The sequence below is a fragment of the Brachymonas denitrificans genome (genome assembly GCF_907163135.1).
In the GTDB taxonomy this organism is placed as follows: Bacteria; Pseudomonadota; Gammaproteobacteria; order Burkholderiales; family Burkholderiaceae_C; genus Brachymonas; species Brachymonas denitrificans_A.
The window spans coordinates 375019-391726 of the sequence record NZ_CAJQUA010000001.1; the positions used below are offsets into that span (position 1 = coordinate 375019).

13 protein-coding genes and 1 pseudogene are annotated in these 16708 nt (G+C 66.6%); 9 read left to right on the top strand and 5 right to left on the bottom strand.

What is annotated here, in order from left to right; genetic code table 11:
• Positions 1–86: 86 nt before the first annotated feature.
• The 7 genes and pseudogenes from KKQ75_RS01715 to KKQ75_RS01745 all read left to right on the top strand — a co-directional run.
• Positions 87–647: a hypothetical protein gene (locus KKQ75_RS01715; RefSeq protein WP_213359528.1), complete on the top strand. Its 561-nt coding sequence runs from the start codon at positions 87–89 to the stop codon at positions 645–647.
• 121 nt (positions 648–768) lie between these two features.
• The gene (locus KKQ75_RS01720) at positions 769–4845 is read left to right on the top strand and encodes a Pls/PosA family non-ribosomal peptide synthetase (RefSeq protein ID WP_213359531.1); all 4077 of its coding nucleotides are present in this window, start codon (positions 769–771) and stop codon (positions 4843–4845) included.
• A 159-nt stretch (positions 4846–5004) separates the two neighbouring features.
• Entirely contained in the window at positions 5005–5880 is an 876-nt protein-coding gene (gene ppk2, locus KKQ75_RS01725; protein WP_250130964.1) for a polyphosphate kinase 2, read from the top strand.
• 162 nt (positions 5881–6042) lie between these two features.
• The gene (gene bktB / locus KKQ75_RS01730) at positions 6043–7227 is read left to right on the top strand and encodes a beta-ketothiolase BktB (RefSeq protein ID WP_213359537.1); all 1185 of its coding nucleotides are present in this window, start codon (positions 6043–6045) and stop codon (positions 7225–7227) included.
• A gap of 246 nt (positions 7228–7473) precedes the next feature.
• Positions 7474–8679, top strand: a complete 1206-nt coding sequence (locus KKQ75_RS01735) for a tyrosine-type recombinase/integrase (RefSeq protein ID WP_213359539.1) — start codon at positions 7474–7476, stop codon at positions 8677–8679.
• Positions 8676–9599 (top strand): DUF1016 N-terminal domain-containing protein, encoded by a 924-nt coding sequence (locus KKQ75_RS13020; RefSeq protein ID WP_250130965.1) that lies wholly within the window; start codon positions 8676–8678, stop codon positions 9597–9599. Before KKQ75_RS01735 ends, KKQ75_RS13020 begins: the two co-directional genes overlap by 4 nt.
• A gap of 127 nt (positions 9600–9726) precedes the next feature.
• Positions 9727–10041 (top strand): annotated as a pseudogene (locus tag KKQ75_RS01745) (glutathione peroxidase); the annotation flags it as partial.
• 58 nt (positions 10042–10099) lie between these two features.
• On the opposite strand, the gene KKQ75_RS01750 reads toward KKQ75_RS01745, so the two are convergent.
• The 5 genes from KKQ75_RS01750 to KKQ75_RS01770 are packed head-to-tail and all read right to left on the bottom strand — an operon-like array spanning position 10100 to position 14473.
• Entirely contained in the window at positions 10100–11002 is a 903-nt protein-coding gene (locus KKQ75_RS01750) for a TIGR01777 family oxidoreductase (protein WP_213359542.1), read from the bottom strand.
• Positions 11003–11039: 37 nt separating this feature from the next.
• Entirely contained in the window at positions 11040–11738 is a 699-nt protein-coding gene (locus tag KKQ75_RS01755) for an SDR family NAD(P)-dependent oxidoreductase (protein ID WP_213359544.1), read from the bottom strand.
• A 17-nt stretch (positions 11739–11755) separates the two neighbouring features.
• Positions 11756–12838, bottom strand: coding sequence for a deoxyribodipyrimidine photo-lyase (locus KKQ75_RS01760; RefSeq protein WP_213359546.1), 1083 nt, complete (start codon positions 12836–12838; stop codon positions 11756–11758).
• A 39-nt stretch (positions 12839–12877) separates the two neighbouring features.
• Complete coding sequence (locus KKQ75_RS01765) at positions 12878–13480, bottom strand: lipocalin family protein (protein ID WP_213359548.1); 603 nt, start codon at positions 13478–13480, stop codon at positions 12878–12880.
• A gap of 18 nt (positions 13481–13498) precedes the next feature.
• Positions 13499–14473 carry a MerR family transcriptional regulator gene (locus KKQ75_RS01770; RefSeq protein WP_213359553.1) on the bottom strand — a complete coding sequence of 325 codons (975 nt, stop codon included), beginning with the start codon at positions 14471–14473 and terminating at the stop codon, positions 13499–13501.
• Positions 14474–14594: 121 nt separating this feature from the next.
• Here KKQ75_RS01770 and KKQ75_RS01775 point away from each other — a divergent pair, with 121 nt between their 5' ends.
• Together KKQ75_RS01775 and KKQ75_RS01780 are read left to right on the top strand one after the other, a co-directional pair.
• A complete protein-coding gene (locus KKQ75_RS01775) occupies positions 14595–15899 on the top strand; it encodes an NAD(P)/FAD-dependent oxidoreductase (RefSeq protein WP_213359563.1) in 1305 nt (434 codons plus the stop codon).
• Positions 15896–16708, top strand: coding sequence for a DUF1365 domain-containing protein (locus tag KKQ75_RS01780; RefSeq protein ID WP_213359565.1), 813 nt, complete (start codon positions 15896–15898; stop codon positions 16706–16708). The genes KKQ75_RS01775 and KKQ75_RS01780 overlap by 4 nt, the downstream gene beginning before the upstream one ends.

Consider the following 16708-nt stretch of genomic DNA (forward strand, 5'->3'; position numbering starts at 1 on the left):
GCGGGTTTTGTCACGCGCCCTGTCATCAGGGCAGTGATGATCGGGATCAGCAAGTTTTTTCCAGCCCGTTTTCCAGGAGATTCATGATGACCTTGCGCCAGTCTTCCTTTTCCGCGCTGTTCGCTGCCTGCCTGCTGGCCGGTGGTGCCGCCATGGCAGCCCCTGCCACTCCCGCCGCTACGGCCAGTGCTCCTGTGAAAACAGCGTCTGGTGCGATCAAGTCGACTTCCTTCTTCGGCAAGCTATTGCCTGCTGCCAAGCCTGCTTCTGCGGCTGTGGCCACCAAGCCGGCTTCCAAGCCCATGACTTCTGTCGCCAAGCCGGCAGTTCCGGCCGCTCCCGCCAGACCCGCTGTAGCAGCCACGCCTGCTAAGCCGGCAACTCCAGCTGTCGCGGCAACTCCTGCCAAGCCGGCTACCCCTGCCGTTCCTGCCACTCCCGCCGCCAAGACCAGCGTCCCGGTAAAGGCAGCATCCGGCAGTGGTCTGGGCAGCACTCAGGTGTGGGTCAACGCTGATTCCAGGGTTTATCACTGCCCCGGCACCAAATACTACGGCAAGACCAGGAAGGGCCAGTACATGAGCGAGGCGGCTGCCCGCGGCGCTGGCAATCGCGCCGACCGTGGCGTTGCCTGCTCCACCAAATAAGCGCTCCTCTCGCACAACACTGCCGGGCATGCGGACGACGGCGGCCTTCCGGTCGCAGGCGTCTGTTGCCCGGTTTTTCGCGTACGGGTGATTTCGGAATCCGGCACGCAGGAAGTATCCCATGGCAGACTCAGAAAGCGACTATGTCTTGCGCGGCCCCGACTTGCCCGACTTGCTGGGCGAGGACATCCTGGCAGACCTGTTCGAGGCCACGGCACATCGCATTCCCCACAAAACCGCGCTGACGCACGGAGAGCGCCAGCTCAGCTATGCCGAGCTGGATGCCTCGGCCGATGCGGTGATGCACCGGCTGATCGAGGCCGGCATCCGGGCGGGCGACATGGTCGGCCTGTGGCTGCCGCGCGGCATCGAACTGCTCGTGTTGCAGCTTGCCATTGCCAAGACCGGTGCCGCCTGGCTGCCCTTCGACGCCGAGGTGCCGGTCGAGCGCATTGCCATCTGCCTGGAAGATGCGCAGGCGCGTGCCTTGCTGATCGACGCGCACCATGGCCAGCCGGTGCTGCAGCAGCCCGACATCCAGGCGCGCATTCTCACGGCGCAGGAACTGCTGCAGCCGCTGCCCGAGGGCATCGTGCTGCAGCGCCGCCAGAATGCCTCGCCGGATTACACGGCTTACGTCATCTACACCAGCGGCTCCACCGGCAAGCCCAAGGGCATTGCCATCACGCAGCGCAGCATCTGCCATTTCCTGCGCAGCGAGAACGCCCGCCTGGGTGTGCGCGAGGACGATCGTGTCTACCAGGGCTTCTCGGTCGCCTTCGACATGTCCTTCGAGGAGATCTGGATCAGCTACCTGGTCGGCGCCACGCTCTGGATCGCCCCCAAGGAAATCGCCGGCGATCCCGAAGCCCTGCCGCGCGCCCTGATCGAGAACGACATCACCGTGCTGCACGCCGTGCCCACGCTGCTGGCGCTGTTCGCCCAGGATGTGCCCAATCTGCGCATCATCAACCTGGGTGGCGAGATGTGTCCGCAGACGCTGGTCGAGCGCTGGGCGCATGGCCGGCAGATGTTCAACACCTATGGCCCGACGGAAGCGACGGTTTCAGCCTCGCTGGCCGAGCTCAAGCCGGGCCAGCCGGTCACCATCGGCGAGGCGTTGCCCAACTACGGCCTGCTGGTGATCGAGGTGATCGATCCCGACAGCATCGTGGATGGCAAGGTGCCCCCGCTCAAGATCCTGCCGTTTGGCGAAACCGGCGAGCTGTGCATCACCGGCCCCGGCGTGGCCGCCGGCTTCCTGGGCCGCCCCGACCTGACGGCCGAGAAATTCCTGCCCAATCCCTGGGCCCGCAACGAACAGGAAGCGCGCCTGTACCGCACGGGCGACCTGGCCCGCGTCGAAACGCAGACCGGTGGCGTGCAGCAGATGCAGTGCCTGGGTCGTGCCGATGACCAGGTGAAGATTCGCGGCTTCCGCGTCGAACTCGGCGAAATCGAAGCCGTGCTGGCACGCCAGCCGGGCGTGGGGACTACCGCCGTGGTGCTGCGCAATGACGATGGCATCGAGCAGCTGGTCGCATTCTATGTCCCCTCCCGCAGCGACACGCCGGCCACGAGTGCATTGCGCAACGGTTTGGCCGGGGTGCTGCCGCCCTACATGGTGCCCGCGCGCTTCGAGCCGTTGCCGGCCATGCCGCGCCTGTCCAGCGGCAAGATCGACCGCAAGGTGCTCAAGGCACAGCCGCTGGCGGCTGCAGCGGCTGCAGAAGGCAGCGACCGGCCCGAAACTCCCGCCGAGGAGGCGCTGTTCGGCGAACTGGAAAAACTGTTCCCCGGCCAGCCGGTGCGGCGCGAACTGGACTTCTTCAATGACCTGGGTGGCCATTCACTGTTCGCCGCGCGCCTGGTGTCGCTGCTGCGGCAGGACGCCCGCTTTGCCCAGACCACGGTCGGCGACATCTACCAGCACCGCCGCATCGGCCTGATCGCCGAGGCGCTGCAGCAGCGCATGGACGAATCCGGCAGCGCCCCCGCGGCCGAGCGCCCCTTTGTGCTGCACAGCGCCTGGCGCCGTTGGCGCTGCGGGCTGGCGCAAGGCCTGGTCACGCCGTTCCTGGTGCTGCTCAAGATGGCGCAATGGCTGGCGCCGTTCTTTACCTACCATTTCTATACCGGCGATCCGGACGACTCGCTCGTGTATGCCGTTGCCATGTCGATCGTGGCCTTCCTTGTCACCACGCTGGCCGAATTTGTCGTTGCCTGGGCCGGCAAATGGCTGATTGCCGGCCGGCTGAAGCCAGGCAGCTATCCGCTCTGGGGCTGGACCTATTTCCGCTGGTGGCTGGTTGACCGGCTGACCGAAGCCGTTCCCACCTACATGATCAACGGCTCGCCGCTCTATTCCTGGTGGCTGCGCGCGCTGGGTGCGAAGGTGGGGGCCGAAGTCAACCTGGGTTCGGTGACCTTGCGTGTGCCCGAGCTCATCTCCATCGGCGACGGTGCCGCCATCGGCAACGCGGTCAACCTGGAAAACGCCCGCGTCGAAGGCGGCATGCTGCATCTGGGCCGCATCGACATTGGCCGGGAAGCCTGTATCGGCTCCTACGTCGTGCTGGAGGGCGACACGGCCATTGGCGAATACGGCCATCTGGAAGGGCAGTCGGCGCTGGGCAGCGGCCAGCGCGTGCCGGCACGCAAGGTCTGGCATGGCTCACCCGCGCGCGAACGGGGGGATTTCGACCCCGCCAGCCTGCCGGCACGTCCGCCGGTCAGTACCGCACGGCTGTGGTTCGAAAGCGCCTTCTTCATCGTGGGGGCCCTGGCCGTCGCGGTCCTGTTCTTCATGCCGGTATTCCCGACCTTCATGCTGATCGACCTGATGGACGTGGATGCCATCGCGGTGCGCCCGCTGCTGGATTCGGGCTCGATCAGCGACTGGGAAGCGTTCGGGCTGCGCCTCGTCAAGTTCTTCATCCTGGCGCTGCCGGCCAGCCTGGTGTTCATCCTGGCCACGGCGTTGATAGCGGCCCTGATCCGCTGGGCCTTCCTGCCGAAGATGCGCGCCGGCTCCTGGCCCCTGCACAGCAAGCGCTATCTGGCCAAGTGGCTTGTCAACCAGATTCAGGAATCCAGTCTGGCGGTGCTGCACGGGGTGTACGCCACGGTGTATTCCGCCACCTGGTACCGGCTGCTGGGCGCCAGGGTCGGCAAGGAAACCGAGCTGTCCACCGCGCTCGGCGTGGTGCCCGACATGCTCACGCTGGGCGACGAATGCTTCATCGCCGATGCGGTGATGCTGGGAGACGAGCACATCGACGGTGGCTGGATGACGGTCAGGCCGACCGTGGTGTCGCGCCGCAGCTTTGTCGGCAACGGTGCCTACGTGCCGGATGGCACCACCATTCCCGAAAACGTGCTGATTGGCGTGATGAGCGCCGTGCCGCGCAACGCCTCGATGCAGGACGGCGACACCTGGGTTGGTTCGCCGCCCATGCACCTGCCGGCGCGCGAAGTGGTGAGCGGTTTCCCCGAACACCTTACATTTGCCCCCTCGCGCCTGCGCAAGCTGGGGCGCGGCAGCGTCGAGGCGTTCCGTATTGCAGCGCCCCATGCGCTGGTCATCGCCGTGGGCTATGCCCTGGTGCTCGATGCCATGCCGCTGGCGGCCCGTGGCCGCTGGGATGAAGTCGCGCTGGATCTGGCGGTGGGCGGCGTGCTGTTCGGGCTGGCCACCTTCGTCTTCGTGGCCCTGTTCAAGTGGCTGCTGCTGGGCCGCTACAAACAGCGCTCGGTGCCGATGTGGACGCCGTTCGTCTGGCTGTCCGAGGCAGCGACCAACCTCTACGAGGGCATTACCGTGCCCTGGTTCCTGCGCTACCTGCGCGGCACGCCGTGGCTGTCCGATGCCTTCAACCTGCTGGGAGCGCGTATCGGCCGTGGCGTCTACATGGACACCACCGACATCACCGAATTCGATTGCGTGCACATCGGCGACCACAGCGAACTCAACGCCCTGTGCTGCCCGCAGACGCACCTGTTCGAGGACCGCGTGATGAAGGTGGACCATGTGCGCATCGGCAGCCGCGTGACGCTGGGCGCGCGCTGCACCGTGCTGTACGGAGCCCAGGTGGCGGATGGCGCGCAGCTCGGGCCGTTGACGCTGGTGATGAAGGGCGAAGCGATTCCGGCCGGCACGCGCTGGCACGGCCTGCCGGCCACACCCTGGAGGGCGTGATACGCGGGTTGCCATCCATCTGTCATATTTTCGTCATATGGCTTTGCCATCATCACGGCGATGTAAAGATGGGGCGACCCACGACACTGGAAAAGAAAGGGAAGACTTATGTTCGGGGGTGACAACCATTCCGGCGATCCGGCCAGCCTGTATCAGCGCATGAGCCAGGAGGTCATGGACAGCTATGACGAATTCCTGGAACTCGAGCTGGAAGATGCCGACAGCCTGATCGGCCACGAGGCCGGCGAGGGCCACCACAGCACACTGGACCGCCGCCTGTATTTCCGTGAACTGCTGCGCCTGCAGGCCGAACTGGTCAAGCTGCAGGACTGGGTGCAGTTCACCAAGGAAAAGGTGGTGATCGTGTTCGAGGGGCGTGATTCGGCCGGCAAGGGCGGCGTCATCAAGCGCATCACCCAGCGCCTGAACCCGCGCGTGGTGCGCGTGGCCGCGCTGCCCGCACCCAACGACCGCGAACGCACGCAGTGGTATTTCCAGCGCTACGTCTCGCACCTGCCCGCGGGCGGCGAAATCGTGCTGTTCGACCGCAGCTGGTACAACCGTGCCGGCGTCGAGCACGTGATGGGTTTCTGTACCGATGACGAATACGAGGAGTTCTTCCGCAGCGCGCCCGAATTCGAGCGCATGCTGGTGCGTTCGGGCATCCGCCTGCTCAAGTACTGGTTCTCCATCAGCGACGAGGAGCAGCACAGCCGCTTCCTGAGCCGCATCCACGATCCGCTCAAGCAGTGGAAGTTCAGCCCCATGGACCTGCAGAGCCGCGTGCGCTGGGAGGCCTACACCAAGGCCAAGGAGGTGATGCTGGAGCGCACCCATATCGAGGAAGCCCCCTGGTGGGTGGTGCAGGCGGTGGACAAGAAGCGTGCCCGCCTCAACTGCATCAGCCATATCCTTGAGAGCCTGCCCTATACCGAGGTGGATCGCCCCGAAGTGATCCTGCCCGAGCGCACCCGCCACCCCGATTACGTGCGTCATCCGATTCCCGAGGCCATGTACGTGCCCGAGCGCTACTGAAAAAAGTGGCCGGGGTAGGTGAATGCGCCAACCCGGAGCGAGGCCGTTGCTGCGCTATCATGTATCAGCGTGTCACCGGTTGATACGTTTGGCTGCGTGTCAGTCCGGTGCGCCAATTCCCATTCCCGTTAGCTAAAACCACCTGAGTGTTAGGAGAGAACCATGTCGCGTGAAGTCGTAGTCGTCAGCGCTGTCCGTACCGCCATCGGTACCTATGGCGGCAGCCTCAAGGATGTGCCCCCCACCGAACTCGCCGCCCTGGTCGTGCGCGAATCGCTGGCCCGCGGCTCCGTCGAAGGCAAGGATGTCGGCCATGTGGTGTTCGGCCACGTCGTCAACACCGAGCCCAAGGACATGTACCTGTCCCGCGTGGCCACCGTCAACGGCGGCTGCCCGATCGAAACCCCGGCCTTCAACGTCAACCGCCTGTGCGGCTCCGGCCTGCAGGCCATCGTCTCCGCCAGCCAGTCCATCCTGCTGGGCGACTGCGACGTGGCCATCGGCGGCGGTGCCGAGAACATGAGCCGCGCGCCCTACGCCAGCCTCAACACCCGCTGGGGTGCCCGCATGGGTGACACCAAGATGGTCGACATGATGGTCGGTGCCCTGAACGACCCGTTCCAGACCATCCACATGGGCGTTACGGCCGAGAACGTGGCCAAGGATTTCAACATCACGCGCGAAGACCAGGATGCGCTGGCCCTCGAAAGCCACCAGCGCGCCGAAAAGGCCTGGGCCGAGGAGCGGTTCAAGGACCAGATCGTGCCGGTCACCATCAAGGGCCGCAAGGGCGATGTGGTGTTCGAGAAGGACGAGCACTTCCGTCCTGGCGCCAAGATCGAGGACTTCCAGAAGATGAAGCCCGTCTTCGTCAAGGAAAACGGCACCGTGACGGCTGCCAACGCTTCCGGCATCAACGACGCGGCTGCTGCCGTGGTGCTGATGGACGGCGAAGCTGCCAAGGCCCGTGGCGCCAAGCCGCTGGCACGCCTGGTGGCCTATGCCCACGCCGGTGTCGAGCCGCGCATCATGGGCATCGGCCCGGTGCCGGCATCCAACATGGTGCTGAAGAAGGCCGGCCTGACCATCAACGACATGGACGTGATCGAGGCCAACGAAGCCTTCGCCGCCCAGGCCTGTGCCGTCACGCGCGGCCTGAACGCCGATCCGGCCAAGGTCAACCCGAACGGTTCCGGCATCTCGCTGGGTCACCCCATCGGTGCCACCGGTGCGGTCATCACCGTCAAGGCCATCCACGAGCTGCACCGCACTGGCGGCCGCTACGCGCTGGTCACCATGTGCATCGGCGGTGGCCAGGGTATCGCTGCCATCTTCGAACGCATGTAAGCACGAGGCCTGCGGCCCCCGTGCCGCAGGGCTGGATGCAGGAGCCACGACATTGCCGTGGCTTTTTTTATTTCACGATGACTCCAGCCCGACATTACGACGGACTACGCCCAAGCAAGATACAGCAGGTTTATCAATGACTTAGGCGAGTTCAACATATGCCGGTGCTTTCTGAAACCTGACCCGGCTTGTGCTCGCATGGCTCCCATGTGGCTCTTGGAAACCGGGTCGTTCCGAGGAGTCATCATGGCAAAACTCAAGCTCACCAAGTCCGCAGTCGATGCGGCGCAACCCCAGGCGCAGGCCGTCGAACTCCGGGACACTATGGTGCCCGGCTTCCTCTGCAAGATCACCCCGGCGGGCCGCAAGGTGTTCATGCTTCAGTACCGCACGAACGCCGGAGAGCGGCGCAAGCCTGCCTTGGGCCTGTATGGGGAACTGACCGTCGAGCAGGCCCGCGCCTTGGCCCAGGAGTGGCTGGCCGAGGTGCGCAAGGGCGGTGATCCTGGCGCGGCCAAGGCCGCCGCCCGTGCCGTGCCCACGGTCGCGGAACTGTGCGGCAAGTTCATGGAGGACTACTCCAAGCTGCGCAACAAGCCCAGCACCCAACGCGGCTATCAGGCCGTCATCGACCGCTGCATCGTTCCGATGCTGGGCCGGATGAAGGTGCAGGACGTGAAGCGGCCCGATGTGGCCACGGTGATGAAGAAGATGGCCCACAAGCCAGCCGAGGCCAACAACGCCTTCAGCGTGATGCGCAGGATGTTCAACCTGGCCGAGGTGTGGGGCTACCGGACGGACGGCACCAACCCGTGCCGCCACGTTCCGATGTACCCGAATGGGAAGGCCACGCACCTCATCAGCGATGAGGACATGGCGCGAATCTTCTGCCATCTGGGCAAGCTGGAGGACGAAGGGCTGGAGCCTTACGTCATTCCCCTGGCGATCCGCTTGCAATTCGAGTTCGCCGCCCGCCGTGGCGAAATCGTCACGCTTCAATGGGATTGGGTGGACTTCGAGAACCGGCGCGTGGTCTGGCCCGACAGCAAGACAGGCGGCATGTCCAAGCCCATGAGTGAGGAAGCCTACCGACTGCTTTCGACCGCGCCGAGGCAGGACGGAATTCCCCATGTGCTGCCGTCCCCAAGCCATGCGGGCCAGCACCTGACCACGGGCGAGTATTACGGCGGCTGGTGCCGGGCTCTCAAGGCTGCCGGCGCGGCCCACGTCGGCACGCACGGCATCCGCCACCGCTCGGCCACGGACATTGCCAACTCGGGCATCCCGGTCAAGGTCGGCATGGCGTTGACGGCGCACAAGACCGTGGCGATGTTCATGCGCTACGTCCACACCGAGGATGACCCGGTGCGCAAGGCGGCCGATCTGGTGGCGAACCGGCGCAAGATCATCACCGGGGCGCGGCAGCAACAGCCGCAGGAGGCGACGGCATGAGCACCCGGACACCCAAAGCTATCGCCATGCCTGCCGGCTACGCCGGCATCCACGGCGGCATCGTGGAACTGCTCGATGCCGCTCGCCAGGCGGCGGCGCGCAGCGTCAATGCGCTGATGACGGCCAGCTATTGGGAGGTTGGCCGCCGCATTGTGGAGGCCGAGCAGCAGGGCAAGCGGCGCGCGGGCTACGGCGAGCAGTTGATCGAGCGGCTGTCCGCTGATCTGACCGTGCAGTTCGGGCGCGGGTTCGGCGTCAACAACCTGGAGAACATGCGGCGGTTCTTCCTCGCGTATCCCCGCTCCGAGATTTCCCAGACACTGTCTGGGAAATTGGGCGGCGGCCCGGCCTCAGAGAATTCCCAGACGGTGTCTGGGAATTTGAGCCTCGTCGAACTGGCGCAGGTGTTCACGCTGCCGTGGTCGGCCTACGTGCGACTGCTGTCGGTCAAGGACGACCATGCCCGCCGGTTCTACGAAGCCGAATCCCTGCGCGGCGGCTGGAGCGTGCGCCAGCTTGACCGGCAGATCGGCAGACATCATTGCATTCATGGATGGCTCCTCAATGAAAAAGGGCGGATCAACACAAAGCCGCCAGGGCCTGCGCCACCCAGCTCCGGCACTGCCTTGGCATCGCGTTGCGAGTGCTGGCGCAGCAGCAGGCCGCGCCGTCAGGGGAATGTCGGCGCAAGCACCGCCCACAACCAACGCTGTCAAAGCATTTCCCGCTTCATATGGAAGATCGTCAACACATTCAACGTCAGTTGCTCAGGTGGGGTGCACTGCGGTCGCGTCGTTCGCTTTTTATGCCCACACCAATGTATCGCCGGCCATCCAAGCGATGCGCGCAGCCTGAACGCCCGGGTCGCCCGCATGTCCCAACGAGGCAAGCGCGTTTGCATGACAATGAAGCGGTCATAGTTCCCATGGGTACTGCATATGTCTGCTCGTGCATTGGCTCTCTTGCTGGCTCTGGTGCCACCAATGGTGTTGGCCGCATCCCCCACCCCTGCGCCTGCGCAGGTGGCCGCTGTGGCACGTGAACCGCCGCGGCCTGGTGGTGCTGGGCTTTCCGTCCAACGACTTTTTGCAGGAAAAAAGCGACAACAAAGAGATTGCCGAGTTTTGCTACAACACCTATGGCGTGATCTTTCCGATGTTTGCGCGCTCTGCCGTGCGTGGCTCGGATGCCAACCCGTTCTACAAGCAACTGGCGCAAATTACGGGCAAGGTTCCGTCCTGGAACTTCAACAAATACCTGATTGACCGCTCTGGGCGTTCGGTGACCCACTACGCCAGCACGGTCGAGCCTGACAACAAGGCATTTGTGGAGCAGCTGGAAAAGCTGCTTGCCACGCCCTGACGAAGGGCAAGCTGCGGCGCTGGGCGTGCGGTGCCGCTTGAAGTGTGACGTTCTTTCGCTATTTTTTTTGCAGCAGCTGCGCCAGCGCCCCCGATAGCTCGGGGTAGCGCCAGACAAAGCCCGCTGCCTGGGCGCGCTGTGGCACCAGGCGCTGGCCGCCCAGCAGCAGCACCGACATCTCGCCCAGCGCCAGGCGCAGCGCCCAGGCGGGCGCGGGCAGCAGCGCGGGGCGATGCAGGGTGCGCGCCAGGGTGCGGGTGAAGTCGGCATTGCGCACCGCTTCGGGTGCGCAGGCGTTGAAGGGGCCGCTGGCGTCCTGGTGCTGCAGCAGGTAGTCGATCAGCGCCACCTGGTCGTCCAGGTGAATCCAGGGCATCCATTGCTGGCCGCTGCCCAGCCGGCCGCCCAGGCCCAGGCGAAACGGTGGCAGCAACCGCGCCAGCATGCCGCCCTGCGCGGCCAGCACCGGCGCGGTGCGCAGCAGCGCGACGCGCACACCCCATTGGCGCGCCCGCTCGGCCTCTTGTTCCCAGGCCACGCACAGACGGCTGCCAAAGTCGGTGTTGCCGGGGGCGCTGTCTTCGGACAGCCATTGCTCGCCGCCGTCGCCATACCAGCCCACGGCCGAGCCCGAAAGCAGCACGCGCGGCGGCACGGTCTGCCGGCCTATCCAGTCCACCAGGCTGCGCGTCAAGTCCACGCGGCTGCGCCACAGCAGGGCCTGGCGCGCCTGGGTCCAGGGGCGATCGGCTATGGGGGCGCCGGCCAGGTTGACCACAGCGTCCATTGGTGGGCCGGCGTCCAGTTCTTGCAACTGCGCAATGCCGCGCGCGCCGCTGCACAGCGCGCGCACCTGCTGGGGGCTGCGGCTCCAGACGCAGAGGGCGTGCCCCTGCCGGCTCCAGTGCTGGCACAGCGCGCGGCCAATCAGGCCCGTGCCGCCGGTAAGTAGGATGCGCATGGTGGCATCTCCTTTCGTCAATGTGTTGATGGCCCCGTCACCAAGGCAGGCGCTGGCCGTCGTAGGCCCAGAAGCCGCCGCTGTCCTCTGGGGTCAGGTGGTCGAGCACCGCCAGTAAGTCGCACGCCGCATCCTGCGCGGGCCGCCCGATCTGCGCGCCGCGAAACGGGGCCGACAGGGCCGAATCCACCGTGCCTGGGTGCAGCGCCGCCAGCACGCACTGCGGGTGGGTGCGGTCCAACTCGATGGCGGCGGTCTTCACCACCATGTTCAGCGCGGACTTGGACGCGCGGTAGCTGACCCAGCCGCCCAGGCGGTTGTCGCCAATGCTGCCCACCTTGGCCGATAGCACGGCGAAAAGGCTGCGCTCGTCGCGCGCCAGTTGCGGGGCGAAGTGCGCCAGCGCTAGCGCCGGGCCGATGGTGTTGATGGCGAAGCTGGCGGCCATGTGGTCGGCCTGGAGTTCGGCAAGTCGTTTCTCAGGGTTGCCGGTGGGGCCCTGCAGCATGCCGGTGGCCACCAGCACCAGATGCCAGGGCCCTTCGGCGTGCAGGGCCTGGGCTGCGGCAGCGATGCTGCCGGGCGCACCAAAGTCCAGCGCAGGTGTGCTGCCGCGCGCCAGCGTGCGCACCGCGGCGCAGCGCGGGTCGGTGCGCAATTGCGCGGCCATTGCGCCGCCAATGGCGCCGGTGGCGCCCAGCACCAGGGCGCGGTAACCGTCGGGCAGGGATTGCATGGCGGTAGGGCCTTTCGTCAAAGGGTTTCCAGCCGCTGGCGCAGCTGCGTGGCCTGCGCGCGCAGGGCGGTTTGCTGGGGCTCGTCCATCTTCTGCCACTGGCGGTACACCAGGGCCAGGCGCGGGTTGCCTTGCAGCGCCGGGGCGTGGCGCGCAAAAAAGTCCCAGTATAGGGCGTTGAAGGGGCAGGCGCGCGCGCCGGTCTTTTGCTTGGGGTCGTAGGCGCAGCCCCGGCAATAGTCGCCCATGCGCTGCAGGTAGGCGGCGCTGCTCACGTAGGGCTTGGTGGCGATCACGCCGCCATCGGCGCGCTGGCTCATGCCCAGGGTGTTGGGCAGTTCCACCCACTCAAAGGCGTCGATGTAAATGCCCAGGTACCAGCGGTGCAGCGCCTGCGGCTCCAGCCCGGCGAGCAGCGCGAAATTGCCAATCACCATCAGCCGCTGGATATGGTGCGCGTGCGCTGTCTGCAGCGACTGGGTGATGGCCAGGTGCAGGCAGCGCATGCGTGTGTCGCCGCTCCAGAACCAGTGCGGCAGCGGCTGGTGGTGGCCCAGCGCGTTGTGCGCGTCGTAACCCGGCATGTGCGCCCAGTAGATGCCGCGCACGTATTCGCGCCAGCCCAGAATCTGGCGCACGAACCCCTCCACCGCGGCCAGCGGGGCCTGGCCGCTGCGCCACGCACCCTCGGCGCGCTGCAGCACCTCCAGCGGGTGCAGCATCTTCACTTGCCAGCCCACGCAGTGCTGGCGGCACCAGCGCGCCACGGCCAGGTCGCGGGCGTAGGTGTGGGCGTTGCCGGTTTCTTCGTGCGAGGCCAGGCGCGCAAAGGGCTGCAGCGCATGCAGGTGCGCCAGCACCTCGGGCACCTCGCCCACGGCCAGCTGCAGCGTGGCGCCACAGGTGCGCAATTGCAGGGCCAGGTCGCGCAGGCTTTCGCGCAGAAAACCGTAGTGCTGCAGCGCGCAGTCGGGCTGCGCCCACAGGCTGGGCTCCAGCACGTACAGGCACAGCACCGGGCCCTGGCGCGCGGCGTGGATCAGCGGCGCGTGGTCATGCACGCGCAGGTCGCGTTTGAACCAGACGACGGTGTAGGCCATGGTGCGCTTGCCTGGGGTGGGGGCCGATGCGTGGGGCGGTCAGTGCGCCGGGTCCTGGCGCTCGTGCGTGACCCAGATGAGCGCGGCGGTATCGACCCCCAGCGCGCGCGCCTGGGCGACGATGGCGTTTTGCTGTGCCGGGGCGATGTGCTTGTCGCGCGCCAGAATCCAGGCGTAACCCGTATCAGGCCCCACGACCAGGGCCCAGCGGTAGTCCGGGTCCAGCGCGGCGACGTGGTAGCCGCCGTAGAACGGCCCGAAGAACGACACCTTGAGCGACGCCGTGGTGGGCGCGCCGGTGAACAGGGCTTTGCCCACGGCTTCGCGCCACTGGCCGCTGGCCGGGGCATAGCCGCGGTTGACCACGCGCACGCTGCCGTCGGCCTGCGCGGTATAGGTGGCGGACACATCGGTCATGCCGCGCTCAAAGGCGTGATCCAGGCGCGCCAGCTCATACCAGCGGCCCTGGTAGCGCTGCATGTCAAACGGCGTCACGGCGGTCACGCCCTGCGGCGGGCGGGTGCTGGCGCAGCCCGCCAGCAGCAGGACAGTGCCGGCCAGCAGCAGGGCCAGCAGTGCCAGGCGATGGCGATGCTGGCGCGATGGGCGGGCGCTACGCAGGGTGCGGGCGGCGGTGTGCATACAAAGTCCTCCAGTGGTTCATTGGCCGCGGCGCCACTGCGCCACCAGCGGTTGCAGGGCAGGCAGCTGCGCCACGGCGCTAACGCCTGCCAGCGGCCGCTGGTACAGCGCGGTGCAGGCGCCACCCACCCACAGCGCGGTGGCGGGGGGCAGTTGCGCGCGCAGCTCGCGCAGGCTGGCCTGCACCAGGGCGGGTTTGTGCACGTTGCTGAAGCTCAGGGCCACCACGTCGGCGCGGTGGGCCCGCGCGGCCTGCGCAATGTCGGTCAGCGGCGTTTGCGTGCCCAGCGACACGCAGGTGCAGCCCTCCAGCGCCAACAGGGCTTCCACCATCAGCAGGCCCAGGCTGTGCTGCTCTTGCGGCAGCGTGGTCAGCAGCACCTTGGGGCCCAGCGGCACGGGCTGCGGCGCCAGCGTGGAAATGGCATGGCGCAGCACGCCGGTGATGACCTCGGTGTACAGGTGCTCCTCGTAAATCTCGAAGCGGCCCTGCGCCCAGGCGTCGCCCACCGCAGTCGTCAAAGGCGCGACCAGATCGGTGACAAAAGCCCCCAGGCCCATGCGCAGCTGGGCGTGGCTCAGGCCGTGCCGCAGCGCGCGCGGATCGTGCGTGCCGATGGCGTGGAGCAGTTCCTCCAGCAGGTGCGAGTGGAGAGAGTCTTGTTTGTGTGTCTTGGACAAAAAGGCTGTGGTGGCCGGTTCCTGGCTTTCCAGCAATTGCCCCAACTGGGCGTCATCCAGGCCCACCACCTTGCCTGGCCGCAGGCCGCCATCGAGCAGCCGGCGGATTTGCTTGAGCCGCTGCACCTGGGCTGCGCTGTACAGCCTGTCACCCGCCGAATCCCGCGTGGGCGCAGGGAATCCATAGCGCTTTTCCCACACGCGTAAGGTGTCTTTGCCCAGGCCTGTTTCGCGCTCCACGGCGGCAATCGGCAGGCCTGCATCGCCGGTGGGGGGTGCAGTAAAAGACGGTGCGGGAGTTGGGGTGCTCATGGACAAAGGAGGATGGGTTGCGTTAATTGTCTAAGACAAAAATAATTTTGTCTAGTACAATACGCATTATGTGCAGCAGCCAGGGCTGCACTCCACAGTACCGCAGATTGGAATCAGGCCCATGAAAGTCGCAGTGATCGGATCAGGCATCTCGGGTTTGGCGGCCGCGCACCGCCTGCGGCGGCACGCGCAGGTGGTGCTGTTCGAGGCGGGCAGCTATTTTGGCGGCCACACCCACACGGTGGATGTCACGCTGCCCGATGCCCAGGGCCAGCGCGTCACGCACGGCGTGGACACGGGTTTTCTGGTGCTCAACGAGCGCACCTATCCCGGTTTGATTGGCTTGCTGGAAGAACTGGGCGTACCCACGGCGGCGTCGGACATGTCGTTCTCGGTACAGGTGCCGGGTGCTGGCGCGCTGGGGGCAGGGGCGCTGGAGTGGAGCGGCTCCAGCTTGGCGACGGTATTTGCCCAGCGGCGCAACCTGCTGCGACCGCGCTTTCTGGCCATGTTGGCCGAGCTGCTGCGCTTTAACCGCCTGTGCACCGCCCTGGCCGAGCGCGGTGAAGACCGGGCGGTGGCCCAGCCTTTGGGCGAGTTTCTTGACCAGCACGGCTTTGGCGCTGCGTTTCGTGATTGGTACTTTTTGCCCATGCTGGGCTGCATTTGGAGCTGCCCGACGGACCAGATGCTGCGCTTTCCCGTGGCCACCATGGTGCGCTTTTGCCACAACCATGGCCTGATCCAGGTGCGGAACCGGCCCCAGTGGTACACGGTGGCGGGCGGCGCGCGCCAGTACGTCCATGCCATCGTGCAAGGGCTGGACGCGCGGCTGGCAACGCCAGTAGAACGCATCCAGCGCAACGCCGCCGGCGTGCTCATCCAGACCAGCGCCGGCAGCGAGCATTTCGACGCCGTGGTGCTGGCCGTGCACAGCGACCAGGCCTTGCGCCTGCTGGCCCAGCCCAGCGCTGTTGAACAACAGGTGCTGGGCGCCATCCGCTACCAGCCCAACCGCGCCGTGCTGCACACCGACACCCGCGTGATGCCCCAGCGCCGTGCCGCCTGGGCCGCGTGGAACTACGAGCGCGCGGCCAGCGGCGCACAGGAATCGGCCCGCGTCTGCCTGCACTATTGGCTCAACCGCCTGCAGCCGCTGCCCTTTGCCCAGCCGGTGCTGGTGTCGCTGAACCCCTTGCACGACATTGCCCCGGCACAGGTGCTGGGTGAGTTCGACTACGACCACCCGGTGTTCGACCTGGGGGCCATGGCCGCACAAAAGCGCGTGCCGCAGCTGCAGGGCGCGCAGCACACCTGGTTTGCCGGTGCCTGGACGGGTTACGGTTTTCATGAAGACGGCCTGCAGTCGGGCTGGCGCGCCGCCGATGCGCTGCTGGCGCAGATGCAGCGCAGGAAGGCCGCATGACCCCCGCTGCCGCACCCGGCCCTGTGCCGCACATCGGCTTCGGCCATGTGTGGCACACGCGGCTGCGCCCGCGCCAGCACCGCTTCAGCGTGCCTACCTTCTTCCTCATGTTGCCCATGCGCACGCTGCGCGCGCAGCCGCAGGCGGCGGGGGTGCTGGCCCTGAACCGCGCCGGGGTGCTGGCCTTTCGCGATGCGGATCACGGCGACGGCAGCGACGCGAGCCACGGCGGCGCACTGGCCTGGCTGGAGGCGCTGCTGCATGCCGAGGGCATTACCGACGCGCAGGGCGAGATCTGGCTGCAGTGCTACCCGCGCGTGCTGGGCTACAGCTTCAAGCCGGTAAGTTTTTGGTACTGCCACCGCAGCGACGGCAGCCTGCGCGCCATCGTGGCCGAGGTGAACAACACCTTTGGCGAGCGCCACGCCTATCTGCTCGATCAGCCGCGCTACGGCCAGGAGCTGCAGGCGCGCAAGGCCTTTCATGTGTCGCCGTTTTGCGCGGTGGAGGGCGGCTACCGCTTCGAGTTCCGCCGCAGCGGGCCCGAAGGCCTGGGCTCAGCGCGGGTGCGTATCGATTACCACGACGCCGAAGGCCCGGTGCTGCTCACCGGCATGGCCGGGCGGCTCGAACCCCTTACCGCCGCCAGTCGCCGCCGCGCGTTGTGGCGCTACCCCCTGCTGACGCTGGGCGTGATGGCCCGCATTCTCTGGAACGCCTTGCTGCTGTGGCTCAAACACGTGCCATTCCACGCCAAGCCCGCCGCGCCGGTGCTGCCCGTTTCCCGTTCATCCTCATCCGAGCACTGA